This is a genomic window from Anaerococcus sp. HMSC068A02 (assembly GCF_001811125.1).
GTDB lineage: Bacteria > Bacillota > Clostridia > Tissierellales > Peptoniphilaceae > Anaerococcus > Anaerococcus vaginalis_C.
The window spans coordinates 195,353-218,975 of record NZ_KV803771.1; the positions used below are offsets into that span (position 1 = coordinate 195,353).

Consider the following 23,623-nt stretch of genomic DNA (forward strand, 5'->3'; position numbering starts at 1 on the left):
ATATCAAAAATAATTATAATTATTTTTAAGAGCATAAAAGAAAAATTTGCTAATGACGGCTTAATAAAGATTATAAAATCAGATTTATATAAATGAAAAGTTCATTAAAAAATTTAAAAATTCTAAATTTTATTAATTCTAAAATATTGTTTGAAAAAATTTTGAAAATTATTTTTGATTTGATTAAAAATTTGCGAAAAAACCTTGAAAACGATTAGTATTTTGTGGTAATATATTATATACAAAATACAATAGTAATGTAAATGTACATAAATGAAAAATGCTTTGAAACATTTTAGGAGGTTAAAATGTATGTAGGAAAAAGTGTTAAAAGAGTAGATGCGTACGATAAAGTAACTGGTCATGCAAAATACACAGAAGACCTTATTATGAAGGGAGCTTATGTTGCTAAAGTTTTGCATTCAACAATCGGTCATGGAAAGGTTATCTCAATTGATACTAAAAAGGCTGAAGAAGTTGAGGGAGTTGTAAAAATTATTACTTGTTTTGATGTTCCAAAACATACTTTCCCAACAGCAGGCCACCCTTGGTCAACTGACAAAGGCCACCAAGATATTGCTGATAGAAGATTATTAAATGAACATGTTAGATATTATGGCGACGATGTGGCTGTTGTTATTGCAGAAAATGAAGTTTCTGCAAGTCAGGCTTTGAAATTAATTGAAGTTGAATATGAAGAATATGAAGTTGTTTTGGATCCTATTGAATCAATGAATAATGGATTAAGACCAATTCACGATGAATTTCCTGATAATATTATAGGTCATACTAAAAATCATAGGGGAAATTATGAAGAGGCTATAAAAGAAGAAGGACTTACAAAAGTTGAAGGCTGGTACGAAACTCCAATCGTTCAACATTCTCATATCGAAAATGGAATTGCTTGTGCTTATGAAGAGCAAGGAAAAATTGTTGTTATTGCTTCAACTCAAATTCCTCACATTGTAAGACGTGTTTGCGGTCAAGCTTTGGGAATTGGCTGGGGAAAAATTAGAATTGTAAAACCATATATTGGTGGAGGTTTTGGTAACAAACAAGATGCTTTGTATGAACCATTAGCAGCTTATCTTACAACTCAAGTTGGAGGTCATCCTGTAAAACTTGATACATCAAGAGAAGAAACTTTTGTTTCAACAAGAACAAGACACTCACAAAAACTTCATATTATTTCTTATGTAAGAGCTGATGGAACTTTTGCTGCAAGAAAATTGGAATTATTTTCTAACAATGGTGCTTATGCATCTCACGGTCATTCTATAGCTGCAAAGGGAACAAATTGTTTCCATCAATTATATCCTTGCGATAATACTCAAGCTGATGGTTATACTGTTTATACAAATCTTCCAACAGCAGGAGCTATGAGAGGATATGGAATTCCACAAACTATGTTTGCTTTTGAATCTCATCTTGATGATGTTGCAAAAGCTATGAATATGGATCCTTTGGAATTGAGATTTCAAAATATAATGCCAAAAGGATTTGTTGATGGTTTCTCTAGAAATGAAAATTATTATGATTCATTTAGAGAAGCAATGGCAGTTGGTAGAAAAGCAATTGACTATGATAAAAAGAAAGAAGAATATAAAAATCAAACTGGAAATATAAGAAGAGGAATAGGACTTGCAACATTTTGGTATAACACAGCAGTTTATCCAATTTCTCTAGAATCTTCTTCTTGTAGAATGGTTTTAAACCAAGATGGTTCAGTTCAAATGCAACTTGGAGAAACTGAAATTGGACAAGGTGGAGATACAGCATTTTCACAAATGGCAGCAGATGCTATTGGTGTAAAAATGGAAGATGTTCATATAGTTTCAACTCAAGATACAGATGTAACACCATTTGGTTTGGGAGCTTATGCTTCAAGACAAACTTTTGTTTCAAGTTTTTCTATTACAAATACTGCTAGAGTATTTAAAGAAAAAATATTAGATAGGGCAAGAAAAATTTTGGAATATACTCCAAACAATCTTGACCTTGTTGATAGTATGATAATTAGAAAAGTTGATAATAAACCACTAATGACTTTGGGTGAGCTTGCAACAGAAGCCTTGTATGATACTCGTGATAGTGAACATATTTCTGCTGAAGAAACTTATACAATAAGAAATAATGCTTTCTCATTTGGTTGTTCATTTGCAGAAGTTGAAGTTGATATTTCACTTGGAAAAGTTAAACTTCTAAGACTTATAAATGTTCACGATTGTGGTAGACTTATAAATCCTAGACTTGCTGAAGCTCAAGCTCATGGCGGAATGAGTATGGCAGTAGGTTATGCTTTATCAGAAGAATTAAAATACAATGATAAGGGACAAATTTTAAATAATAACCTTCTCGATTATAAATTATCAACAACAATGGATCATCCACACTTTGAAGTTTACTTTATAGAAAATCCATCACCAGTTTCACCATTTAATACAAAATCACTTGGTGAACCACCAACTTGTTCTCCAGCTCCAGCAATAAGAAATGCAATTTTAAATGCAACAGGAGTACAAGTTAATAAATGTCCAATGACACCACACGTTTTGTTCCCACTTTTCAAAGAAGCTGGACTAATTGAAAATGATTACGAACAAGATATTGAATATGATGCTTAAAGGAGAAAAATTATGTATGATGTAAAAAGAATTTATGAAGCCTATACAATCGATGAGGCAATACAATTAAAAAAAGAACATCCTGAAGCAAGATATATAGCTGGTGGTTCTGATGTTTTGGTAAAAATTAGAGAAGGAAAAATGGCAGGCCTTGAGCTTATTTCACTTTACCTTATAGATGAGCTTAGGGGAGTTAGCATGGAGGAAGATGGAACAATTAGAATTGGTTCATTGACAAGCTTTACTCACATTACAAATGATCCAATAATTCAAAAATATATAAATACTTTGGGAGAAGCAGTTGACACTGCAGGTGGTCCTCAACTTAGAAATATTGCAACAATTGGTGGAAATATTTGTAACGCAGCTCCATCAGCAGATTCTTGTACAACAGTTATGGCTTATGATGCAATAATTGAATTAAAAGGCGAAAATGGCTACAGGGAAGTTCCTGTAAAAGATTTTTATATAAAATATGCAACAGTAGACATAAGAGAAACTGAAATTGTTACAGCAATAAAAATTAAAAAAGAATCCTACGAAAATCATTACGGACACTATTTTAAATATGCAATGAGAAATGCTATGGATATAGCAACATCAACAGCATCAGCAAATGTAAAATTTGATGAAAATAATAAAGTAGAAGAAGTAAGAATATCTTATGGAGTTGCAGCTGCAATTCCGGTTAGAGCTTTTGAAGCAGAAAAAACTTTGGTAGGAAGAGAACTTACAGATAATAATATAAATGTATTTGCAAAAAAAGCTCTAGATGAATTATCTCCTAGAGATTCATGGAGAGCATCAAAAGCTTTAAGAACACAAATACTTTACGAAATAACCACAAGATGTTTAAAAGAAATTAGAAAAAAACATGAGGAGGGATTAAATGCATAGCAGAGAATATGGACCATACGGCCCAAAACCAGAAGAAAAACTACATTACGAACCTCAATATAAAATTGTAAAATGTAGAATTAATGGAATCAGGGTTACAAAAATGGTTGATGTGAGAGCATCACTTACAGATTTTTTGAGAAATGAATTTGCCCTTACAAGTGTAAAAAAAGGATGCGAAGTTGGAGAATGTGGAGCTTGTGCAGTTTTAATTGACGGCGAAAGCTTTAACTCATGTATTTATCTTGCAATTTGGGCAGAAGGAAAAGATATTTGGACAACAGAAGGCTTGACAGCATCTGATGGTTCACTTTCAATAATCCAACAAGCCTTTGTAGATGAAGCAGCAGTTCAATGTGGTTTTTGTACACCAGGCTTTATTGTTTCAGCAACAGAAATAATTTCAAGAGGAAAATATTACACAATTGATGAGCTAAGAAAAGAATTGGCAAATCACATGTGTAGATGTACAGGTTACGAAAATATTTTAATAGCAGTACAAAAAGCAAATAATATTGAAAATGGTTTTGAAGAAATAGAAGAACATGTAGTAAATCAAATCAAAGAAGAAGATAAAAAAGATTATATGTAAAAGCAGGTGAAGGCGTGTCTATATTGATTAAAAATGGAACGGTAGTTCTAGATGAAAAAATAGAAAATTTAGATATTTATATAGAAGATGAAAAAATCCAAAAAATTGGCAAAAATTTAAACCTAAGTGCTGAAAAAATTATTGATGCCAAAGATAAAATAGTTACGGCAGGTGGAGTAGACGTTCACACCCACATGTCTTTGGATTTGGGAAAATTTGTTGCTTGTGATGATTTTTATACAGGAACAAAAGCAGCAAGTTGTGGAGCGACAACTACCATTTGTGATCATATAGGAGCCTTAGAAAAAGGAGCAAGCCTTCACAAATTAATCAACCATTATCACGATATTGCAGACGGAAAAGCTGTTATAGATTATTCTTTTCACGGAGCAATGTATGAAGTAAATGATGAATTGATAGAAGAAATAGAGGAATTGATGGATGAGGGAATCCCATCCATCAAAATCTATTCAACTTATGCAGGAAAACTTGAAGATGATGAAATCCTAAGAGTTTTGAAAAAAGCAAAAGAAGTTGGAACAATAGTTTGTGTTCATTGTGAAAACGATGGGCTCATAAAAGAATTGAGAAAAGAGGCGATAGAAGCTGGTAATCTTTCTCCAAAATACCATGCCCTTACAAGACCAAATGAAAGCGAAGCAGAAACAATAAATAGACTTGCCTACCTTTCAAAAGTTGCAAATGATCCAAAATTATATATAGTTCACACATCAACCAAAGAAGGACTTGATGAAATAAAAGCAGCAAGAGCCAGAGGACTAAAAAATATTTATTGCGAAACATGCACCCAATATTTAACTTATGATGAAAGTAAATATATGGATAATCCAAACGAAGAAGCGGTTAAATATATTTGCGCACCTCCCCTTAGAAAAAAATCAGACATAGAAGCCTTGTGGGAGGGAATAAAAAATGGAGATGTTGACGTAATAGCAACTGATCATTGTCCATTTATATATGAGAGCGAAAAAAAACCTTATGCTGATGATTTTACAAAAGCACCAGGAGGAATTCCTGGAGTTGAAGAAAGAATGGAAGTGGTTTTAACCGAAGGCTTAAAAAGAAATATTCCATTAAGTAAATTGACAAATCTTTTGTGCAAAAATCCAGCAGAAATTTTTGGATTTTCAAATAAAAAAGGAAGTTTAGAAGAAAAAAAGGACGCAGACATAGGGATATTTTCCAAAAATTCCTACACAATAAAAGAAGAAAACAGACATTCAAAATGTGATTATACAAGCTATGAAGGATACAAAACAGATGTAAAAGTAGATACAGTAATAGCAAAAGGAAAAATTATTTTGGATAAAAATGGATATTATGGAAAAAAAGGCATGGGCAAATTTATAAAAAGAAAATTAGATAAGGAAATATGATGACAAATAAAGATACGATTTTAATAGGAAAAAAAATAGAAGGACAGGATCCCTTTATTATAAAAGTTAATGGGAAAACTTATGAAACATACGAAGATAAATCTTTATTAAGATTTCTTAGAGATGACTTAAAATTATTTTCTGTTAAAGATGGTTGTAGCCAAGGAGCTTGTGGAACTTGTACAGTTATAGTTGGAGATATTCACAAAAAATCTTGTATAGTTAGGCTATCAAAACTTAATGGAGAAGAAATTATAACAAACGAAGGTCTATCTCAAAAAGAAAAAGATGCCTTTACATATGCCTTTACTAAGGCAGGAGCTGTCCAATGCGGTTTTTGTATTCCTGGAATGGTTATGAGTGGATCAAGTCTAATTAGACAAAATCCAAATCCTACAGAAATAGAAATAAGAGAAGCCATAAAAGGAAATATTTGTAGGTGTACAGGCTACAAAAAAATCGTTGATGGAATAACTTTAGCCGGAAAAATTTTAAGAGGCGAAGAAGAAATAAAGAATGAGGAAAGTGAATCTTTTGTTGGAGCAAGAGCCGACAGAATTGATGCAAAAGAAAAAATTCTTGGAACGGGAACTTATGCAGATGATATAGAACTTCCAAATATGACTTATGGTTCTTGTGTAAGAAGTAAATTCCCAAGAGCAAGACTTTTAAGTCTTGATACAAGCGAAGCGGAAAAACTTGATGGAGTTGTTGGAGTTCTTACAGCAAAAGATTTACCAGTACAAAAAGTTGGACACATCCAAAGAGATTGGCCAGTATTTATTGATGTTGGGCAAACAACAGCTTCCCTTGCAGATGCATTTTGTTTTGTAGTTGCAGAAGATGAAAAAACTTTGGAAAAAGCAAAAAAACTTGTAAAGGTTGAGCTTGAAGAATTAGAACCTGTTAGTTCAATCAAAGATGCTATGGCAGAAGATGCCCCACAAGTTCACGAAGGCGTTGACAATCTTTGTCAACAAAGACATGTTTCTCGTGGAGATGCAAAAAAAGCTTTGGAGAATTCAAAATATACAGCAACCTTCACTTACAAAACTCCACTTGGCGAACACGCTTTTCTTGAACCAGAATGTTGCGTGGCAGAACCATACAAGGATGGAGTAAGAGTTTATTCATCCGACCAATCAGTTTATGATACAAGAAGAGAATTGTCAATTATGTTTGATTGGGAAGATAATCCAGAAAGAATTGTCGTAGTAAATCCATTTGTCGGCGGAGGATTTGGTGGAAAAGAAGACATGAGTGTTCAACCACCAGCAGCTCTTGCAGCTTACCTTTTCAAAATACCAGTAAAACATAAATTTACAAGAGATGAATCATTAAGATGGCATCCAAAACGCCACCCAATGGAAGGAACATTTACAATCGGCTGTGATGAAAATGGAATTTTCCAAGGAATGGAATGTGAAATTTATTTTGATACAGGAGCTTATGCTTCACTTTGTGGACCAGTTTTGGAAAGAGCTTGTACTCACTCAGTAGGTCCTTACAATTATCAAAATACAGATATAAAAGGCTACGGATATTATACAAACAATCCTACAGCAGGAGCTTTTAGAGGATTTGGAGTTTGCCAATCAAATTTTGCAATGGAATCAAACATAAATATTTTAGCAGAAAAAGTTGGAATTTCTCCATGGGAAATTAGGTATAGAAATGCAATAAAACCAGGCGAAGTTCTTCCAAACGGACAAATTGCTGATAGATCTACTGCAATGGTTGAATGTCTTGAGGCTGTAAAAGATATTTATGAAAAAAATAAAGATCACGCAGGAATTGCAGTTGCTATGAAAAATGCCGGAGTTGGTGTTGGACTAAAAGATATTGGTAGGGTAAAAATTGTTGTTGAAAAAGATTTTGTAAGAGTATTTTCTGGAGCAACTTGTATAGGTCAAGGTGTTGGTACAATTATTTTACAAATGGTTGGAAAGGCAACAGGACTTCCATATCACAAAATAAAAGTTATGCCACCAAGCACTTTAACAAGTCCAGATTCTGGAACAACATCAGGTTCAAGACATACCCTTATAACTGGTGAGGCTGCAAAAAAATGTGCTGAACAACTTGCAAAAGATTTAGAAAACCATAGCCTTGAAGAGCTTGATAAAAAAGAATATTTTTACGAATATGATGACCCAACAGATCCACTTGGCTCAGATAAACCAAATCCAAAATCACACATTGCTTACGGCTTTGCAGCCCATGTTGCAATTTTAGATGATGATGGAAAAGTTACAGATGTTTATGCTGCTCACGATTCTGGAAAAGTTGTAAATCCTACAACAATTGAAGGCCAAATCGAAGGTGGAGTTATAATGAGTCTTGGTTATGCTTTAACAGAAGATTTGAAAGTTCAAAATTCTGTTTTAAAAGCAAAATATGGAACAATGGGCTTGTGGAAAGCACCAGATGCTCCAAATATTCATACAATTTTAATTGAAAAAGATGAATTATTAGACCTTGCTTACGGAGCAAAAGGAATTGGAGAAATTGCAACAATTCCAACAGCACCAGCAGTTCAAGGAGCATATTATGCAAAAGACCACGATTTAAGATTAGAGCTTCCATTAAGAGATACAGCTTATAGTAAAAATAAAAAGAAAATTATAAAAAAATAGGAGAATAAAGGATTGTGAATTTCACACTTTAATTAAGTAGATAAATCGACATGCACGAATATCGGACTACAAAAATTGATGATTTCTAAATTTAAAACTTCTAAAATCGCAAACTCTGGCGACGCCCTCAAACAGTGCGATTTTGGACGAAGTTTTAAATTTGAAATCAAAACAATTTTTTCCGCATGATATTCTTAGCATTTCGATTTTCTGCTTTTTTAAAAATTGTCTTTCACAGTCCTTTAATTTATTTTATTATGGAAAAAAATTTAGATGAGATTTTAAAAATCAAAAAAAATGATGTGATTTCTATCACAGGATCTGGTGGCAAGACTTCTCTTATGTTTTATCTTGCAAATATTTTAAAGAAAAAAGGTTCAGTTTTAATTACTACTTCTACAAAAATAAAAGTTCCAGAAAAAGACCAAGTCGACGAACTTTTTTTATCTTTTGATGATTATATAAAAAAAGATTTTAAAAATAAGATTGTAGGAATTGGCCAAAAGCTTGATGGAGTTAATAAATTAAAGTCTATTGGAGAAAATAATTTAAAAACTATAAAAAAAGACTTTGATTATATTATAATAGAAGCAGATGGATGTAGAAATCTTCCCCTAAAATTTTGGAAAGAATATGAACCAGTTATTTATGATTTTACAGATAAACTTGTTGGAATTTTTTCTATAAAAGTTTATGGAAAAGAAATTTCTCCTGATTTCATTTATAATTTTGATGAATTTAGGGAGAATATAAAAAGTGATATTGTAGATGAAGAAGTTTTTGAAAAACTTATAAAATCTGGAATTTTCGGAGATTTTTGCGGAGAAAAATTTATTTTCTTTAACCAAGCTGATAGTATTTTTGAGAAAAATCAGGCAAAAGGGGTAATAAGTTATTTAAGAGAGAAAATAAATTTGAAATATTTTTATGGATCAATTTTAAAGGAGAAATATTATGAAAATTAGTGCAATTGTTATGGCGTCTGGACTTTCTAGAAGAATGGGAGAAAACAAACTTTTACTTGATTTTAAGGGCGACAAACTTTATGAATGGGTTCTTGATTTGGTAGAAGAAATTGATTTTGATGATGTTATCCTTGTTTCATCTTATGATGAAATTCTTGAATCTGGCAAAAAAAGAGGATTTAAGGCGATTTTCAACGACAACAACGAAGTTGGCAAATCTGCATCAATTAAGCTTGGAGTTTTAAATTGTGATAAGGATTCTGCTATGATGTTTTTTGTAGCTGACCAACCATTATTAAAAGTTGAAACTGTTAATAAATTAATTGAAAAATATAAGGAAAATCAATTGATTACCTATCCAAGAACTGAAAAAAGAAGGGGAGCTCCTGTAATATTTTCACCAGAATACAGGGAAGGTCTTTTGTCTTTAGATTTTGACCAAGGCGGAATGATTTTGGTTAAGGATGATAATAAAAATGAAGTTAAAATTGACGATATTAAAGAATTGTGGGATATTGATACCTACAAAAATTTGGAGGAATTAGAAGATGCCTCTAAATAATATTGTAGTTTTTAGGGGCGGTGGCGATGTTGCAACTGGTTCTATCCAAAAATTATTTAGAACTGGTTTTAAGGTTTTGGTTTTGGAGATGGAAAAACCTCTTTGTATAAGAAGATATGTTTCAACTGCCCAAGCAATTTTTGATGGAGAAGTGCAAATTGAAGATTTTACTGCAAGAAAAGTTGAAAGTCTTGAACAAATTAAAAAAGCCTGGGATGAAAATGTAGTTCCAGTTTTTGTTGACCCAAAGGCTGAAATTTTAGAAGAATTAAAACCTATGGCTGTGGTTGATGGAACTCTTGCCAAAAAAAATATTGGAACAAATAAAAATATGGCCGACATTACAATCGCTCTTGGACCTGGTTATGAGGCAGGAGTTGATGTTGATTATGTAATTGAAACAAACAGGGGCCATGACCTTGGTAGGTTAATTTTTGAAGGTTTTGCAGAAAAAAATACAGGAATTCCTGGAAATATTAAAGGCTTTACAAGTGAAAGAATTTTAAGAGCAGTAGACGATGGACAAATCCAAGTTATAGAAGATATTGGTTCTGTTGTAAAAAAAGACCAAGTTGTCGCTCTTGTAAATGGAAAAGAAATAAAATCACAACTTGATGGAATGGTTAGGGGCATGATTGGAAATGGCTCTTTTGTTACAAAGGGTTTAAAAATTGGAGATGTTGATCCAAGAGTTATTCCAAAAAATGCAAAAACTATTTCTGATAAGGCAAGGCTTATTGGTGGAGGATGCCTTGAGGCTATTCTTATAGGAAAAAGGAGAATTGAAAATGGATATACAAATTCTTAAAAAAATTGTAGAAAAACTTGATGGGGGAGAAAATGTTGCCTTGGTAATTCTTACAGAAACCAAGGGTTCAGCTCCCGGCAAGGACAATTCTTCTATGGCAGTTTTTGAAAATGGAGAAATTTCTGGAACAATCGGCGGAGGTCCTATAGAATTTGACCTCATTAAACAAGCAAAAAAAGCTCTAGAAGATGACGAAGAAAAATCTTTTGATTATACTTTAAATGAAAAACAAGAAGTGAAAATGTCTTGTGGGGGAAGAAATAAGGGGTATATCAAAATTTTTAGGGCAAATCCCAGTTTGATTATTTTTGGGGCAGGTCATGTTGGACAAAAGCTTGCAAGAGTTGCTGTAAATACAAATTTTGACGTGACCGTAGTTGACCAAAGAGAAGATTTCGAAGACAAAAAAGATTTGGAAAATATAAGAGAATTTGTAATTTCAAATCCAAAAGATTTTGCTTCAACCTATAAATTTAACAAAAATACCTACATTTTAATCTGCACACCAGATTATGATGAGGAAGTTTTGGAAAATGTAATCGACAAAGATTATAAATTCCTAGGTATGATTGGTTCAAAAAGAAAAGTAAAAAGAGTTTTTGATAATTTGAAAGAAAAAGGAGTAAGTGAAGATTTACTTAAAAAAGTTCACGCTCCAGTAGGTTATGATATTGACGATGGAAGTGTTGAGGAAATTGCAATTTCAATTCTATCCTTGATGATTTCAATTAAAAATAATAAAGTAATAGAAAATTAAAAAAAATACAAACCATTAAATATTTAATGGTTTGTAATTTTTTGGAAAAATTTATAAACAGGAGAATTTATGCTAAAAAAAATAAAAGTAGAAGATGCAGTTGGGCATGTGCTTTTTCATGATTTAACTGGAATAAAAGCAAGTGGCTTTAAGGGTGTGCTTTTTAAAAGAGGCCATGTAATCCAAAAAGAAGATATAGAAAAATTAAAAGATATTGGAAAAGAGAATATATTTGTGGGAGAGCTTGACAAAGGTTTTGTCCACGAAGAAGATGCAATAAGAGAAGTTGCAGATGATTTGATTGGAGAAAATATTTCCTATTCAAATCCATCAGAAGGGAAAATTGGCTTTAAAAGCAAGACCTATGGACTTTTTGTGATAAACAGAAAGGGACTTTTTGACCTAAATATGGAAGGAGATTACACTTTTGCAACAATCCCTTCATATTCAATTGTAAATGAAGGGGACAATTTGGTTGGGGGAAGGATTGTTCCTCTTTTTACCGAAGAAAATCAGGTTCAAAATATTAAAAAAATCGCCAAAAAATATGAGCCGATTTTTGAAGTGAAAAAATTTCAAAAGCTCAGAGTTGGTGTAATTATTACTGGAAATGAAGTTTTTACAGGTAGAATAAAAGATATGTTTGAGCCGGTAGTTAGGGAAAAATTATCCCACTTTGACCACGAATTAATTGGAATCGAAAAATGCCCAGACGATAGAGAATATATAGAAAATATTTGTCAAAAATACTTTGAAAAAGGCGTAGACCTTGTTGTATTTTCTGGTGGGATGAGTGTAGATCCTGACGATATAACTCCATCAACCATAAAAGATTTATCTGACAAATTTATCATCCAAGGAATGCCAGTCCAACCAGGCAATATGCTTACGGTTGGAATGAAGGGAAAAACTTATTTGGTTGGAGTGCCAGGAGCAAGTATGCATTCAAAATTTACAAGTTTTGACATATTTTTGCCAAGAATTTTTGCAAAAATCGACCTTAAAAAAGAAGATTTTATTGAACTTGGAGAGGGAGGACTTTTAAACAGATAATGCTTGAAATTTCGAAAGAAGATTTAGAAGAAATAATAAAAATAAGACATGATATCCACATGCACCCAGAAATTTCTGAAAATGAATTTAGGACAACAAAAATCATAAGAGAATTTTTAGAAAAAATTGATGGGATGGAAATTATAGATTTTCCCATAGAAACTGGTTTAATCGCAAGGCTTAATACTGGAAAAAATGGAGAAGTTATTGGTCTTAGGGCAGATATTGATGCTCTTTTACAAAAAGAAGAAACAGAAATTTCCTACAAATCAAAAAATGATAAGGTAATGCATGCTTGTGGTCACGATTATCACACATCGGTTGTCCTTGCTATAGCTAAACTTTTATCAAAAAATAAAGAAAAATTAAAAGGCGATGTGGTTTTTATTTTCCAAAAATCAGAAGAAATAACGACAGGTGCCAAGGAATATTTGGACAAGGGACTTTTTGAAAAGGTGAAAATCGACAAGATTTTGGGCCTTCACAATTGGCCAGAAATTAACTATGGCAAGGTGGTTTTAAAAAAAGGCCCTCTTATGAGCACAAAGGTTAATTTTAAAATTGAAATTATAGGAAAAGGCCAACATGGTTCCATGCCACATTTAAACATTGACCCAATTGTTTGCGCATCAAATATAGTTATGGCGCTTCAAACAATTATTTCAAGAAACACAAATCCATTTGACTCCACAGTTTTATCTGTAAATTCCATAAATGGAGGCTCAGAAAATAATCTAGTTGTAGATAGGGCTCATCTGTCTGCAACAATAAGGTCCCTTTCAAAAAAATCTTTGGAAAAATCAATAAAAAGAATGGAAGAGATTGTAAAAAATGTGGCTGATGCCTATGAATGTAAGTACGAAATAAAATACACAGAAAAAATTCCCCTAGTCTATAATCCAGAAAAAATGTATGAGAAAGTTTTAAAATCAGCAGAAAAAATTTTGGGAGAAGAAAATATAATAAAAGAAGGACAAACCATGGCAAGCGAAGACTTTGCCTTCTATATGGAAAAAGTCCCAGGATTTTTCTATTGGTTTGGAAGCGGAGAAGAAAATCATAAAAAAGAAGCCCTCCACAGCAAAAATTTCTACTGCTCAGATAAGGCGATAAAGCCAGCAGTAGAAGTTATAGCAAATGCAGTTTTGGATTTACAAAAATAGGAGGGATCATGTTAAAAAACAAAAAATACTACAATCTAGTAAAAAAACAATTAGAAAAAGATAAAATTTTAGAAAATTTTGAAAAAATAAATGGAAAAATTACAAATGTAATGGAAATAGATGTGGTAAGTCTTCCAAAAAATTTAAATATAGACCAAAAAGAAGACCACGAAAATGGAATCTATGCCTTTGGGGCAAGTTTTTTAAATAGGGAATATGAAGTGGGAATCCTTATTGATATAGAAGAAATAAAACCCATATCCCCATTTTGGCTTGAAAAAGAAAAGAAAAATATAAACAAAGAAGACATGAAATTTTTCCTAGAAAGCCTAGGAGAAAACTTAGAAGAAGGCAAAACAAACTTTCCAATCTTTGTTTTCTACAACAATAAAAACAAATTATCCATAAGCCCACAAGCAATTAATCCTTTGGATATACTAAAAAAATAAGAGCAAAAGCTCTTATTTTTTTGCCCTTTTATCCAAAAAATATCTGATTTCCTTGTAAAGTAAGGATAAAATATAAGCTCCTGTTAGCATATATAAGTTAAATGAAATAGATTTAAATCCTTTAAAATCATTTACATCCATATCCAAAGAAACCAAAACCATAGACAAAATTAATATTAAAATAATTGTAAATACTACGGTTATTAAAAATTGATTTTTATATTTTTTGGACTTATACAAGTCAAAATGATCTGAAAAAAGCAAGGTAACAAAAATAAAAAGTAAATCTCCAATCAAAAGTACAGCTCCACTCATATTTGTTGCCAAAAATACTCCGCCCATCGCTAAAAATAAAATTAGTAAAATAAAAACCCTAAAAAGATTAGGTTTAAAATTCTTAATTAATTTTTTAATCATAAAATCCTCCTATATAAATAATATCATAATAAAAAGAAATTTATATATATTTTTTATATGGGGTAAAATTAATATATAGATTGGAGGAAAATATGGCGATTTTTGATAGGAAAAATGAGAAAGCATTTGAACAAATTGTTGATTATTATGAACTAGAAGAAATTAAGAAAGAGGATTTAGACCTTATTTTTAATAATTCTACTATGTTTGCTAGTGGTGGAATCAATGCCTTATTTGCACAAAATTGGCTTATGATTAAACAACTTGATAGGCTTAATAAGAATATTGAAAAATTAATTGATAAAGAAAACTTTTGATTTATATAAATTTTTCAAAAATTTGAAAAATGGGTATTTATATATAATTAGGAGGATATGATGAGATTTGTAGATATAATTGAAAAAAAGAAAAATAAAGAAGAATTAACAGATGAGGAAATTAAATTTTGGATTGATGGTGTAACGGATGAATCAATTCCTGATTATCAAACTTCTGCTCTTCTTATGGCTATTGTTTTAAATGGCATGACAGATCATGAAACTGCAAAACTTGCAGAGTGTATGATGAATAGTGGCGATGTAATTGATTTGTCAGATATTAATGGAATAAAGGCTGACAAACATTCTACTGGTGGGGTTGGAGATAAAACTTCTCTTGCTCTTGGCCCAATAATTTCTGCTTGTGGTTTAAAACTTGCAAAGATGAGCGGACGCGGTTTGGGTCATACTGGTGGAACACTTGATAAATTGGAATCAATAGAAGGCTTCAATGTATTTTTAAAAGAAGAAGATTTTAAAAAACAAGTCAATGAAATTGGCTTTGCAATTATTGGTCAAACAGGAGAGTTGGTTCCAGCTGATAAAAAATTGTATGCTCTAAGGGATGTTACAGCAACTGTAGATTCGATTCCGCTTATTGCATCATCTATAATGAGTAAAAAACTTGCATCTGGCTCTGACACAATTTTACTTGATGTAAAATATGGAGAAGGTGCTTTTATGCACACAATTGAAGATGCCAAAAAATTGGCAAATGCAATGATAAATATAGGAAAAAAACTTGGCAAAGACACCAAGGCAATGATTACTGATATGAATCAACCTTTGGGAAATACAATCGGCAATGCTCTTGAAGTAAAAGAGGCAATTGAAACTGTAAAAGGAAATGGGCCAAAAGATTTTACAGAATTGGTTTTGACTGCAGGAGAGATTATGCTTGTTCAAGGAAAAATTGCCAAAAATAAAAATGAGGCAAGAGCTATGCTTGAAGATGCAATAAATTCTGGAAAAGCCTTTGAAAAGTTAAAGAAAATGGTTGAATACCAAGGCGGAAATGTAAAACAAATAGAAGATCCAGACCTTTTGCCTCAAGCAAAATTTAAAACTCAAATGAAATCCCAAAAAGAAGGTTATATTGATAACATTCATTCAATGAACCTTGGAATTTTATCAATGAAACTTGGAGGAGGACGCGAAAAGAAAGAAGATAATATAAATTATGCAGTAGGACTTGAAATGAAAGTAAAAAAAGGCGATAAAATCAAAAAAGACGATATTCTCGCAACAGTTTATCACGACGAAAAACTAACATATGAATGGATAGAAAGTTTTTACAATACATTTTCCTACTCAAATGAAAAAACAAATCCAATTCCAGTTGTAGAAGAAATTTTGGAATAGTTTTGAAGTAAAAATAATAAAATTTTTTTAAAAAAACAATCCTAGCAAAATGCTAGGATTTTTAAATTTTACTTTTCTTTAATGAATTTAAAAATATAAATTGCGACAAGGCTTGTCATTATAAATAAAATAATCGCTTCAATAAATACAATATAATTAGAATTTTGAAAACTTGATGATGGTCTTTGTTTTCCTATTATTCCAATCAAGGAAAATAAAAATCCAATAATTAAGCCTGAGTTTTTGTTTTCTTTAAATACAAATAAAACCACAGCACTTGCAAGAATTAATAAAATTAGGCTTATAATTATTGCAAAAGTTGAATAAGGGTCTTTTCTATTTTCGAAAAGAACCATCATTATATTTGTAAAAACCGAAAAAATAATCCATCCTGCATGAATTCCTGTAGGAAGAGTAATAAGATATTTGTATTTTTTAGAAAAATCCTTATTTTGGTCAATAGTTTTTACAAGATTAATCAAAATCAAAGCATAAGCCATTGCTCCTATAAGGGCGGGCATAAGATAATTATTGTTTACCATTACTACATAAATTCCATTTGCCATATTCCAAAAAATAAAAAGTGGCATTAATTTCTCGTAATAAATTTCCTCATTTGTCATTGAAAGTTTTTTTATATATGGCAAAAGCAAAAATAAAAGAGAAAAAATATAAATGAAAATCCAAATATAAAAAGTAAAAAAGTCGGGTACAAGTGGATTTTCATACATTTCTAAAATATCTTTATATTTGTGTAAAAAAAATACTCCAACATAAGCCATATAAGAAAAAATCAATGTCAAAATGAACATTATTAATCCGATTAGGTAATTTTTATTTTTTAATTTCTTTTTCATAAGTCCTCCTAAAAATCTCAATAGATATTTACCCATTTTTAAAATAATTTGAATTTTTAATTTTTATTTTTTGAAAATAACATAATTTTGAAAAAATCTTATAAAAAAATTAAAAAATAACTTTATTTCGCTAATAAGCTATTGACAAAGAAATGTTGTATGTAGTATAATACAGAAAACGTTATCTTAATTGTCGACAAATGATAAGTTTTGACTAAAAGCGATATAATCTCATAATTGGTTGAGAGTTTCTACGACTTACCGTAAATAAGTGGCTATGGCTTTTAAAGATTAATAGTTAATCTTAAAATAACTATAACTATTAAATTAGAAAAAAATTATGAAGGAGGATCCTTATGGACTCAAAAACAAATGGTTTTCTAAATAGGTTTTTTCATCTTAATGAAAATAATACTAATGTAAAAACTGAAATTATCGCTGGAATCACTACTTTTATCACTATCGCATATGTGTTGATAATTAACCCTCAAGTTTTGTCTTCGCCTTTTGAAATTATGGGTGATAGCCAAATGGCTCAAAAAATTTCAAACGGTGTATTTATCGGAACTTGTCTTGGTGCCTTTATTGGTACAATTTTAGTTGCTTTTTATGCAAAACTTCCTTTTGCTCAAGCTCCCGGCATGGGCCTAAGTGCATTTTTTGCTTATACTACTATGCTTGGTATGGGATATTCTTATGCCCAAGCTCTTGTAATTGTTTTTATCTCAGGAATATTATTTATTGTAATCACAGCTCTTGGAATTAGGGAGGCAATTATTCGTGCTATTCCCGATTCTATAAAACTTGCTATGACACCTGGAATTGGTTTGTTTATTACCATAATTGGTTTGAAAAACGCAGGTCTTGTTGTAGGTAATGAGGCTACCTTGGTTTCCCTTGTAGATTTTGCAAAATGGAGAGGCCCTGATGCAAATGTAGAACTTGTTATGGGTGCAGTCCTTTCACTTATTGGACTTTGTTTGATAGCAATTTTATCTTACAAAAAAGTTAAGGGAGCAATTTTGATTTCTATTTTAGCTTCAACTCTTTTAGGTATTCCAATGGGACTAACTCACATTTCAAATTTAAGCTTAAATTTGGGAGCACAAGTTAATGACTTTTTTGAAGTTTCATTTTTTAATTTAGATTTCGCAGGACTTTTTGCGGGAGAAAATATGTGGACATCAATTTTTACAGTAACTATGCTTGTTCTAAGCTTTTCACTTGTAAATATGTTTGACTCACTTGGAACTTTGCTTGCAGCAGCAAAACAATCTGGTCTTGTTGATGAAAAAGGAGAAGTTATTAATTTGAAAAAGGCTCTAATGAGTGATGCAATTTCTACTGCAGCAGGAGCTTTGGTTGGAACAAGTACAGTAACTACAGTTGTAGAATCATCAGCAGGTATTGCAGAAGGTGGAAGAACAGGACTTACAAGTCTTACAACAGCACTTTTATTTTTACTATCAATAATATTTGTGCCAATTATTTCAATAATCCCAGCACAAGCTACAGCACCAGCCTTAATTTTTGTAGGAATTTTGATGCTTGGTGGCGTAAAAGACATAGATTTTAACGACATAACAAATGCACTCCCAGCATTTTGTACAATAGTTTTCATGCCATTTACATATTCAATAGCAAATGGTATAGCACTTGGCTTAATCACATATTGTATAGCAAAATTCTTTACAGGACAAAAAGATCAAATAAAACCACTAACACTAATAATTGCCCTTACCTTTGTATTTAGGTATGCCTTTATAACCTTAGGGTAGGTGGACAAATGATAAAAACTTATGCCCTAAAGGGAAATATAATTTATAGCAAAAATCAAAACGAAATAAATTGTTTTGAAAATTCTTATCTTATTTGCCAAGATGGAAAATCAATGGGAGTTTTCGAAAAATTAGATGAAAAATATAAAGACATAGAAGTAATAGATTTTGGAGAAAAAATAATTTGCCCAGGTCTTGTTGACCTTCATATCCACGCCCCTCAATATAATTTTAGGGGTATGGGCATGGATTTGGAATTGTTGGATTGGTTAAACACTTACACATTTCCAAGCGAGGCAAAATTTAAAGACAAAGATTATGCCAAAAGATCTTACCAAAGATTTGTAGATTATTTAAAATATGGACCAAATACAAGACATGTAATTTTTGCAAGTCTTCATGTAAAATCTACACAAATTTTGATGGATTTGATGGAAGAATCAAAAATGGTTTCATTTGTTGGAAAAGTTAATATGGATAGAAATGGTGGAGTAGACCTTGAAGAAAAAGATGCAGATGAATCAGAAAATGCCACACTTGATTGGCTTGAATCCATTAAAGGAAAATATAAAAACACCTATCCAATTTTAACACCAAGATTTATCCCATCATGTACTGACGAATTGCTTGAAAAATTAAGAAAAATAAAAGATGAATACAATCTTCCTATCCAATCCCACTTATCAGAAAATTTGGGAGAGATAGAATGGGTAAAAGAATTAGTACCAAAGGCTAAATTTTATGGAGATGCTTACAATATTTTTGATTTATTTGGCAAAAACAACAAAACAGTAATGGCTCATTGTGTATATTCAAATGATGATGAACAAGATTTGATAAAAGAAAACGAAGTTTTCATTGCACATTGTCCAGATTCAAATACAAATTTAACATCAGGAATTGCTCCAGCAGGAAAATATCTAAGAGAAGGACAAAAAATTGGACTTGGTTCGGATGTTGCAGGAGGAACTCACGCATCAATTTTTAAAGCCATGGCAGATGCCATAAAAGTTTCAAAATTAAGATATAGATTAGTTGACGAAAAAATAAAACCATTAAGCCTTGAAGAAGCATTTTATATGGCAACTTTGGGCGGAGGAGAATTTTTTGGAAAGGTCGGTTCATTTGAAAAAGGCTACGAATTCGATGCTATAGTAATAGATGATGAAAAATTATTAGAAGAAGATAAATTCAACTTAAAACAAAGACTTGAAAGAATAGTATATTTGTCAAAAGATGAAGATATAGTTTCAAAATTTGTAAGAGGAAATAAAATATTTTAAAAAACTTCGCCTGTTTTAAAGCAGGCGGAGTTTTTTTGTTAATAAAAACTCTTTATAAATTTTAAAATCGGAAGGATTTTTATGGATTTATTTTAATCTTTTTTACAAAGTTATAAAACTTACTTGCCTACTTTTTTAATATTTATTAAAATAAAATAAAAATTATTATTTTCTGTTATAATAATACTAGGAGTAAATTATGAAAGAAAAGAATTTAAAAAGAGATGGATTTCAAAGTAAGTGGGGCTTTATTTTAGCTTGTATAGGTTCGGCTGTTGGGATGGGAAATATTTGGAGATTTCCAATTCTTGTTTCTCAATATGATGGGATGACTTTTTTAATTCCATATTTTATATTTGTAATTTTAATTGCATCAACAGGAGTTATAAGCGAGATGGCTTTGGGAAGATTTACAGAATCTGGAACTGTTAGAGCTTTTGGTAAATGCACCGAATTAAGATACAAGAACAAAAAAATTGGAGAAAGACTTGGAATAATTCCAGTTGTAGGTTCGCTTGCCCTTGCTATTGGCTATACTTGCGTAATGGCTTGGATTTTTAAATACACTTTTATGGCTTTTTCTGGAGATTTGAAAGCTATGGGAAATAATATGGACCTAATTGGCGAAACTTTCTCAAAAACAGCAAGCGAGGCAAATCTTTGGATAGTAATAGCCATAATTGTAAGTTTTTTTATTATGATTTTGGGCGTTTCAAAAGGAATAGAAAAATCAAATAAAATAATGATGCCAACACTTTTTATTTTATTTGTATTTCTTGCAATTTATATTTCAACAATGAAAGACTCATCAAAAGGATACGAATATATTTTTACCATCAACAAAGATTTAATAAAAAATCCAAAAGTTTGGATATATGCCTTTGGCCAAGCATTTTTTTCACTATCAGTAGCAGGATCTGGAACAATAATTTATGGCTCATATTTATCAAAAAAAGAAGATCTCATTGCATCCGCAAAAAATGTAGCGATTTTTGATACAATAGCATCACTTATGGCATCTTTTGTAATAATTCCAGCCATGGCAACAACAAATACACCGCTTGATACTGGCGGGCCAGGACTTATGTTTATATACTTAGTAAATGTTTTAAATTCTATGCCAGCTGGAAGATATTTGGGAATAATTTTTTACCTTTGCGTTTTGTTTGCAGGAATTAGCTCAATTATAAATCTATACGAATCATCAGTAGCCTATTTGCAAGAAAAATTTAATTTTTCTAGAAAAAAATCAACCCTTATAATTCATATTTTTGGTTGCATAATGGCAATATTGATTCAAAAAATTGTAGGAGAGTGGATGGATGTAATTTCGATTTATGTTTGCCCATTGGGAGCAGGACTTGCTGGAATAATGTTTTTGTGGGTAGGAGGAAAAGATTTTGCCCTAAAAGCAGTAAATCAAGGAGCAAAAAAACCAGTCGGAAATTTTTATTTTCTACTTTCAAAATATATATACGTAGGAGCAGCACTAATAGCCTTGATAGCAGGAGCAATTCTTGGAGGAATAGGCTGATAAATTATATAAAAGTAAACGAGATAATTATTTTATCTAGTTAGAGCGCAGACAAAGTCAGTTTAATAGTTCATTAATAATTCAAAAATAAAATTATGCTAAAACTCATCTCGACTAGATGATTGTGCCTTGATTTGGGAAGATTTGTCAAGGACATAAACAAAATTTCTTTGAAAAATTTATATCTTCTCTGTTTCTCTCTTGATTAGCCTTAGTATTTTATCTTTGTATGTTTCCCCTGTACCTTGCTTGAAATGTAGGTTTACAGTATATTTTGTCTTTCCAATATCCATTGTTAATTGTTTATTGGGTGGTGTTTTTATTTTTCTTTTTTCTTCTTCCATGTGTCCTCCTTTCCGTTTTTAAGCAAAGAAAAAACAGTAAACCTTTTTCGATTTACTGTTTCTTGAATCCTCATTACATTATCTTCTGTAAAATATAAATTTATATCTCATCTTCTACGGTGAATATTTCTTCAATTGAAGCATTGAACTGTTTTGCTATATTCCAAGCAAGTACCAAAGACGGATTATATCTACCTTTTTCTAAATTTCCTATCGTTTCTCTTCTTACACCTACTTTTTGAGCCAACTCTTCCTGTTTCATATTATTTCTAGCCCTATATTCCTTTATCTTATTTTTAATCATTTGATATCCCTTTAGATTCCCTCCATTCCAAAACAACTATTGTCAAGGTAAAGAATAAAATCCCTACGCAAAAGCTTATCCCAAATGATATAGGAACAAAATTTTCGTGTCTTATTAAGAATTTGGTTAAAAACAATAATGGAGCTAAAGAAAAAAGTTGAGCAGAAAAAGCGACTGTAGCTGATTTCTTGATATTATTTCGGAAAGATTCATCTGGTATAATCCAAAAGTATCTAAAATAATAAAGAAAACCTAAAAAACCAAACCATCCTCGATTATTTGTAATAAACCCCATCAACGCAATAATGGAAATACAGGATAAAAACCCGACTGGATTTAATTTTCTTTTCATAATAGACCTCCTAATGTGGTATATTTCTATCTTTATGATATAAATATACCACATTCAGTTTTTGGTGTCAACAAATTAATATTAAAATTATATGTCCAACTCATTTCTCTTAACCTGTGTTAGTCCTCTGTTTTCTGTTAGTAGATTCTCTATACAGCTTCTAACACTTTCAGCCTGCTCCACTTCTTTTCGTATATCTGTGATTTGAGAATATAAAGTATCTTTTTCTTTCCTCAAAGTGCCTATTTCTGATTTCCATTTGGATATATTTAGGGTCTTGCTTTCTCCTAAATGCTCTTTGAGATATTTCTTTGCACTTTCAAATAAAATAATCTCTGCGGTATGTTCATTGTAGAAAGTATCTTGTTTATTTTTCTTTAGCTTGGTATAGGCTTTATAGGTATCTTTATGCTTCAAATATTTCTCGGCGTGGTCGATAAGTTGTACTCTATCATCTATTTTCTTTTCGGTGTCTTTAATAGTTCTCGTAGTCTTGTAGTTCTTATCTCTTAAAGTAACTATATTTTCTTTCAGTTCAGATACAGAAATGATATTTTTCTCTTTTAAGAACTGATAGCTTTCAACATACTTTCCTAAATCTGTGTTATTGCTATCTGCTTTTTTACGGATAAGATTTTCAAAAATGGATAGCAAATTTTCTTTGGATTGGAGGGTAGATTTGAGATTATCAATTTCTGCTTTTTCTTCTTTTCCAATTCCTCTTATCCAATTTAGTAAGGCTTTTATTCGTCTTGAGATTTCTCTTAAAATCATATTTTGATGTTTGATTTCTCGGTTGATATTTCCTCTGTCTGTAACAATACCTTTTTTTCCATTTGACTTGCTGATACTCCTAAATGAATGGTCGGTATTTGTTCTATCCCTTGTCTTTGATAAGAGCGGTGGTCTACTTTTTCTTTTATGCTATTTTCTTCAAGATACTTGTTTGTAATATCTGCCCACGACTTTCGCCACTCTTCTGCTTTGTCTTGCTCATTCCAATCGACTGTATCTATTTTTCTTGTTTTGTAATTGCCGTTTTTGAGTTTTACTTTTTCTCCGTTTTCATCAAGGATATATTCCTTTTTTGATTTTGCTCCCCATGTTTTATCTTTGTTTAATGGTCGCATGGTAAGTAAGATATGTGCGTGTGGGTTTCCGTCATTTTTATC

Annotated in this window: 22 protein-coding genes, 1 pseudogene and 1 riboswitch; of the genes and pseudogenes, 17 read left to right on the forward strand and 6 right to left on the reverse strand. The window is 31.3% G+C overall.

The window, feature by feature from the left end; translation table 11 throughout:
- The first annotated feature begins 308 nt into the window (after window positions 1–308).
- The 12 genes from xdhA to HMPREF2782_RS08135 all read left to right on the forward strand — a co-directional run bounded on the left by xdhA (window position 309) and on the right by HMPREF2782_RS08135 (window position 13,903).
- Window positions 309–2,624: a xanthine dehydrogenase subunit XdhA gene (gene xdhA, locus HMPREF2782_RS08080; protein ID WP_070642177.1), complete on the forward strand. Its 2,316-nt coding sequence runs from the start codon at window positions 309–311 to the stop codon at window positions 2,622–2,624.
- A gap of 12 nt (window positions 2,625–2,636) precedes the next feature.
- Window positions 2,637–3,521 (forward strand): xanthine dehydrogenase subunit XdhB, encoded by an 885-nt coding sequence (gene xdhB / locus HMPREF2782_RS08085; RefSeq protein WP_070642179.1) that lies wholly within the window; start codon window positions 2,637–2,639, stop codon window positions 3,519–3,521.
- The gene (gene xdhC, locus HMPREF2782_RS08090; RefSeq protein ID WP_004839373.1) at window positions 3,514–4,113 is read left to right on the forward strand and encodes a xanthine dehydrogenase subunit XdhC; all 600 of its coding nucleotides are present in this window, start codon (window positions 3,514–3,516) and stop codon (window positions 4,111–4,113) included. Before xdhB ends, xdhC begins: the two co-directional genes overlap by 8 nt.
- A 14-nt stretch (window positions 4,114–4,127) precedes the next feature.
- Window positions 4,128–5,510 (forward strand): dihydropyrimidinase, encoded by a 1,383-nt coding sequence (gene hydA / locus HMPREF2782_RS08095; RefSeq protein WP_070642182.1) that lies wholly within the window; start codon window positions 4,128–4,130, stop codon window positions 5,508–5,510.
- The gene (xdh, locus tag HMPREF2782_RS08100; protein WP_222563145.1) at window positions 5,510–8,146 is read left to right on the forward strand and encodes a selenium-dependent xanthine dehydrogenase; all 2,637 of its coding nucleotides are present in this window, start codon (window positions 5,510–5,512) and stop codon (window positions 8,144–8,146) included. The genes hydA and xdh overlap by 1 nt, the downstream gene beginning before the upstream one ends.
- A gap of 257 nt (window positions 8,147–8,403) precedes the next feature.
- A complete protein-coding gene (gene yqeC / locus HMPREF2782_RS08105) occupies window positions 8,404–9,111 on the forward strand; it encodes a selenium cofactor biosynthesis protein YqeC (protein ID WP_148130029.1) in 708 nt (235 codons plus the stop codon).
- Complete coding sequence (locus HMPREF2782_RS08110) at window positions 9,101–9,673, forward strand: nucleotidyltransferase family protein (RefSeq protein ID WP_019118630.1); 573 nt, start codon at window positions 9,101–9,103, stop codon at window positions 9,671–9,673. The genes yqeC and HMPREF2782_RS08110 overlap by 11 nt, the downstream gene beginning before the upstream one ends.
- Window positions 9,660–10,481 (forward strand): selenium-dependent molybdenum cofactor biosynthesis protein YqeB, encoded by an 822-nt coding sequence (gene yqeB, locus HMPREF2782_RS08115; RefSeq protein WP_070642185.1) that lies wholly within the window; start codon window positions 9,660–9,662, stop codon window positions 10,479–10,481. Before HMPREF2782_RS08110 ends, yqeB begins: the two co-directional genes overlap by 14 nt.
- Entirely contained in the window at window positions 10,462–11,238 is a 777-nt protein-coding gene (locus HMPREF2782_RS08120) for an XdhC family protein (RefSeq protein WP_019118628.1), read from the forward strand. The genes yqeB and HMPREF2782_RS08120 overlap by 20 nt, the downstream gene beginning before the upstream one ends.
- Window positions 11,239–11,307: 69 nt before the next feature.
- Window positions 11,308–12,291, forward strand: coding sequence for a molybdopterin-binding protein (locus HMPREF2782_RS08125; protein WP_070642188.1), 984 nt, complete (start codon window positions 11,308–11,310; stop codon window positions 12,289–12,291).
- Window positions 12,291–13,454: a M20 metallopeptidase family protein gene (locus tag HMPREF2782_RS08130; RefSeq protein WP_070642190.1), complete on the forward strand. Its 1,164-nt coding sequence runs from the start codon at window positions 12,291–12,293 to the stop codon at window positions 13,452–13,454. The genes HMPREF2782_RS08125 and HMPREF2782_RS08130 overlap by 1 nt, the downstream gene beginning before the upstream one ends.
- Before the next feature lie 8 nt (window positions 13,455–13,462).
- Entirely contained in the window at window positions 13,463–13,903 is a 441-nt protein-coding gene (locus tag HMPREF2782_RS08135) for a hypothetical protein (RefSeq protein WP_070642192.1), read from the forward strand.
- A 12-nt stretch (window positions 13,904–13,915) separates the two neighbouring features.
- Here HMPREF2782_RS08135 and HMPREF2782_RS08140 read toward each other — a convergent pair whose 3' ends face one another.
- On the reverse strand, window positions 13,916–14,320 hold the full coding sequence (locus HMPREF2782_RS08140; protein ID WP_019118623.1) for a hypothetical protein: 405 nt from the start codon (window positions 14,318–14,320) through the stop codon (window positions 13,916–13,918).
- 92 nt (window positions 14,321–14,412) lie between these two features.
- Between HMPREF2782_RS08140 and HMPREF2782_RS08145 the strand changes: the two genes are divergently transcribed.
- Window positions 14,413–14,637, forward strand: coding sequence for a hypothetical protein (locus HMPREF2782_RS08145; protein ID WP_070642195.1), 225 nt, complete (start codon window positions 14,413–14,415; stop codon window positions 14,635–14,637).
- 60 nt (window positions 14,638–14,697) lie between these two features.
- Window positions 14,698–15,999, forward strand: coding sequence for a pyrimidine-nucleoside phosphorylase (locus tag HMPREF2782_RS08150; RefSeq protein WP_070642199.1), 1,302 nt, complete (start codon window positions 14,698–14,700; stop codon window positions 15,997–15,999).
- A gap of 68 nt (window positions 16,000–16,067) precedes the next feature.
- Here HMPREF2782_RS08150 and HMPREF2782_RS08155 read toward each other — a convergent pair whose 3' ends face one another.
- On the reverse strand, window positions 16,068–16,856 hold the full coding sequence (locus tag HMPREF2782_RS08155; RefSeq protein ID WP_070642201.1) for a hypothetical protein: 789 nt from the start codon (window positions 16,854–16,856) through the stop codon (window positions 16,068–16,070).
- A 201-nt stretch (window positions 16,857–17,057) separates the two neighbouring features.
- Window positions 17,058–17,154, forward strand: a riboswitch (purine riboswitch).
- Window positions 17,155–17,212: 58 nt separating this feature from the next.
- Between HMPREF2782_RS08155 and HMPREF2782_RS08160 the strand changes: the two genes are divergently transcribed.
- From HMPREF2782_RS08160 to HMPREF2782_RS08170, 3 genes are all read left to right on the forward strand, one after another.
- Window positions 17,213–18,634, forward strand: coding sequence for an NCS2 family permease (locus HMPREF2782_RS08160; RefSeq protein WP_070606463.1), 1,422 nt, complete (start codon window positions 17,213–17,215; stop codon window positions 18,632–18,634).
- Between the two features lie 8 nt (window positions 18,635–18,642).
- Complete coding sequence (locus HMPREF2782_RS08165; RefSeq protein WP_070642203.1) at window positions 18,643–19,917, forward strand: amidohydrolase family protein; 1,275 nt, start codon at window positions 18,643–18,645, stop codon at window positions 19,915–19,917.
- Between the two features lie 199 nt (window positions 19,918–20,116).
- The gene (locus tag HMPREF2782_RS08170) at window positions 20,117–21,451 is read left to right on the forward strand and encodes a sodium-dependent transporter (RefSeq protein WP_070642206.1); all 1,335 of its coding nucleotides are present in this window, start codon (window positions 20,117–20,119) and stop codon (window positions 21,449–21,451) included.
- 179 nt (window positions 21,452–21,630) lie between these two features.
- Here the strand turns inward: HMPREF2782_RS08170 and HMPREF2782_RS08175 are convergent, their stop codons facing one another.
- From HMPREF2782_RS08175 to HMPREF2782_RS08190, 4 genes and pseudogenes are all read right to left on the reverse strand, one after another.
- On the reverse strand, window positions 21,631–21,795 hold the full coding sequence (locus tag HMPREF2782_RS08175) for a transposon-encoded TnpW family protein (RefSeq protein WP_070642209.1): 165 nt from the start codon (window positions 21,793–21,795) through the stop codon (window positions 21,631–21,633).
- 100 nt (window positions 21,796–21,895) lie between these two features.
- Complete coding sequence (locus HMPREF2782_RS08180) at window positions 21,896–22,099, reverse strand: helix-turn-helix transcriptional regulator (protein WP_070642212.1); 204 nt, start codon at window positions 22,097–22,099, stop codon at window positions 21,896–21,898.
- Window positions 22,092–22,451: a DUF3796 domain-containing protein gene (locus HMPREF2782_RS08185; RefSeq protein WP_070642215.1), complete on the reverse strand. Its 360-nt coding sequence runs from the start codon at window positions 22,449–22,451 to the stop codon at window positions 22,092–22,094. Before HMPREF2782_RS08185 ends, HMPREF2782_RS08180 begins: the two co-directional genes overlap by 8 nt.
- Window positions 22,452–22,538: 87 nt before the next feature.
- A pseudogene (locus tag HMPREF2782_RS08190) lies at window positions 22,539–23,623 on the reverse strand (MobA/MobL family protein); the annotation flags it as partial.

Excerpts from the sequence above, each read along its gene's own strand:
- HMPREF2782_RS08155 (WP_070642201.1), bottom strand. The coding sequence starts at position 16,856 with ATGAAAAAGAAATTAAAAAATAAAAATTACCTAATCGGATTAATAATG.
- HMPREF2782_RS08185 (WP_070642215.1), bottom strand. The coding sequence starts at position 22,451 with ATGAAAAGAAAATTAAATCCAGTCGGGTTTTTATCCTGTATTTCCATT.
- HMPREF2782_RS08175 (WP_070642209.1), bottom strand. The coding sequence starts at position 21,795 with ATGGAAGAAGAAAAAAGAAAAATAAAAACACCACCCAATAAACAATTA.
- HMPREF2782_RS08160 (WP_070606463.1), top strand. The coding sequence starts at position 17,213 with ATGGACTCAAAAACAAATGGTTTTCTAAATAGGTTTTTTCATCTTAAT.
- xdhB (WP_070642179.1), top strand. The coding sequence starts at position 2,637 with ATGTATGATGTAAAAAGAATTTATGAAGCCTATACAATCGATGAGGCA.
- HMPREF2782_RS08165 (WP_070642203.1), top strand. The coding sequence starts at position 18,643 with ATGATAAAAACTTATGCCCTAAAGGGAAATATAATTTATAGCAAAAAT.
- HMPREF2782_RS08150 (WP_070642199.1), top strand. The coding sequence starts at position 14,698 with ATGAGATTTGTAGATATAATTGAAAAAAAGAAAAATAAAGAAGAATTA.
- yqeC (WP_148130029.1), top strand. The coding sequence starts at position 8,404 with ATGGAAAAAAATTTAGATGAGATTTTAAAAATCAAAAAAAATGATGTG.
- xdhC (WP_004839373.1), top strand. The coding sequence starts at position 3,514 with ATGCATAGCAGAGAATATGGACCATACGGCCCAAAACCAGAAGAAAAA.
- yqeB (WP_070642185.1), top strand. The coding sequence starts at position 9,660 with ATGCCTCTAAATAATATTGTAGTTTTTAGGGGCGGTGGCGATGTTGCA.
- xdhA (WP_070642177.1), top strand. The coding sequence starts at position 309 with ATGTATGTAGGAAAAAGTGTTAAAAGAGTAGATGCGTACGATAAAGTA.
- HMPREF2782_RS08120 (WP_019118628.1), top strand. The coding sequence starts at position 10,462 with ATGGATATACAAATTCTTAAAAAAATTGTAGAAAAACTTGATGGGGGA.
- HMPREF2782_RS08170 (WP_070642206.1), top strand. The coding sequence starts at position 20,117 with ATGAAAGAAAAGAATTTAAAAAGAGATGGATTTCAAAGTAAGTGGGGC.
- HMPREF2782_RS08145 (WP_070642195.1), top strand. The coding sequence starts at position 14,413 with ATGGCGATTTTTGATAGGAAAAATGAGAAAGCATTTGAACAAATTGTT.
- HMPREF2782_RS08140 (WP_019118623.1), bottom strand. The coding sequence starts at position 14,320 with ATGATTAAAAAATTAATTAAGAATTTTAAACCTAATCTTTTTAGGGTT.
- HMPREF2782_RS08130 (WP_070642190.1), top strand. The coding sequence starts at position 12,291 with ATGCTTGAAATTTCGAAAGAAGATTTAGAAGAAATAATAAAAATAAGA.
- HMPREF2782_RS08135 (WP_070642192.1), top strand. The coding sequence starts at position 13,463 with ATGTTAAAAAACAAAAAATACTACAATCTAGTAAAAAAACAATTAGAA.
- HMPREF2782_RS08180 (WP_070642212.1), bottom strand. The coding sequence starts at position 22,099 with ATGATTAAAAATAAGATAAAGGAATATAGGGCTAGAAATAATATGAAA.
- xdh (WP_222563145.1), top strand. The coding sequence starts at position 5,510 with ATGACAAATAAAGATACGATTTTAATAGGAAAAAAAATAGAAGGACAG.
- HMPREF2782_RS08110 (WP_019118630.1), top strand. The coding sequence starts at position 9,101 with ATGAAAATTAGTGCAATTGTTATGGCGTCTGGACTTTCTAGAAGAATG.
- HMPREF2782_RS08125 (WP_070642188.1), top strand. The coding sequence starts at position 11,308 with ATGCTAAAAAAAATAAAAGTAGAAGATGCAGTTGGGCATGTGCTTTTT.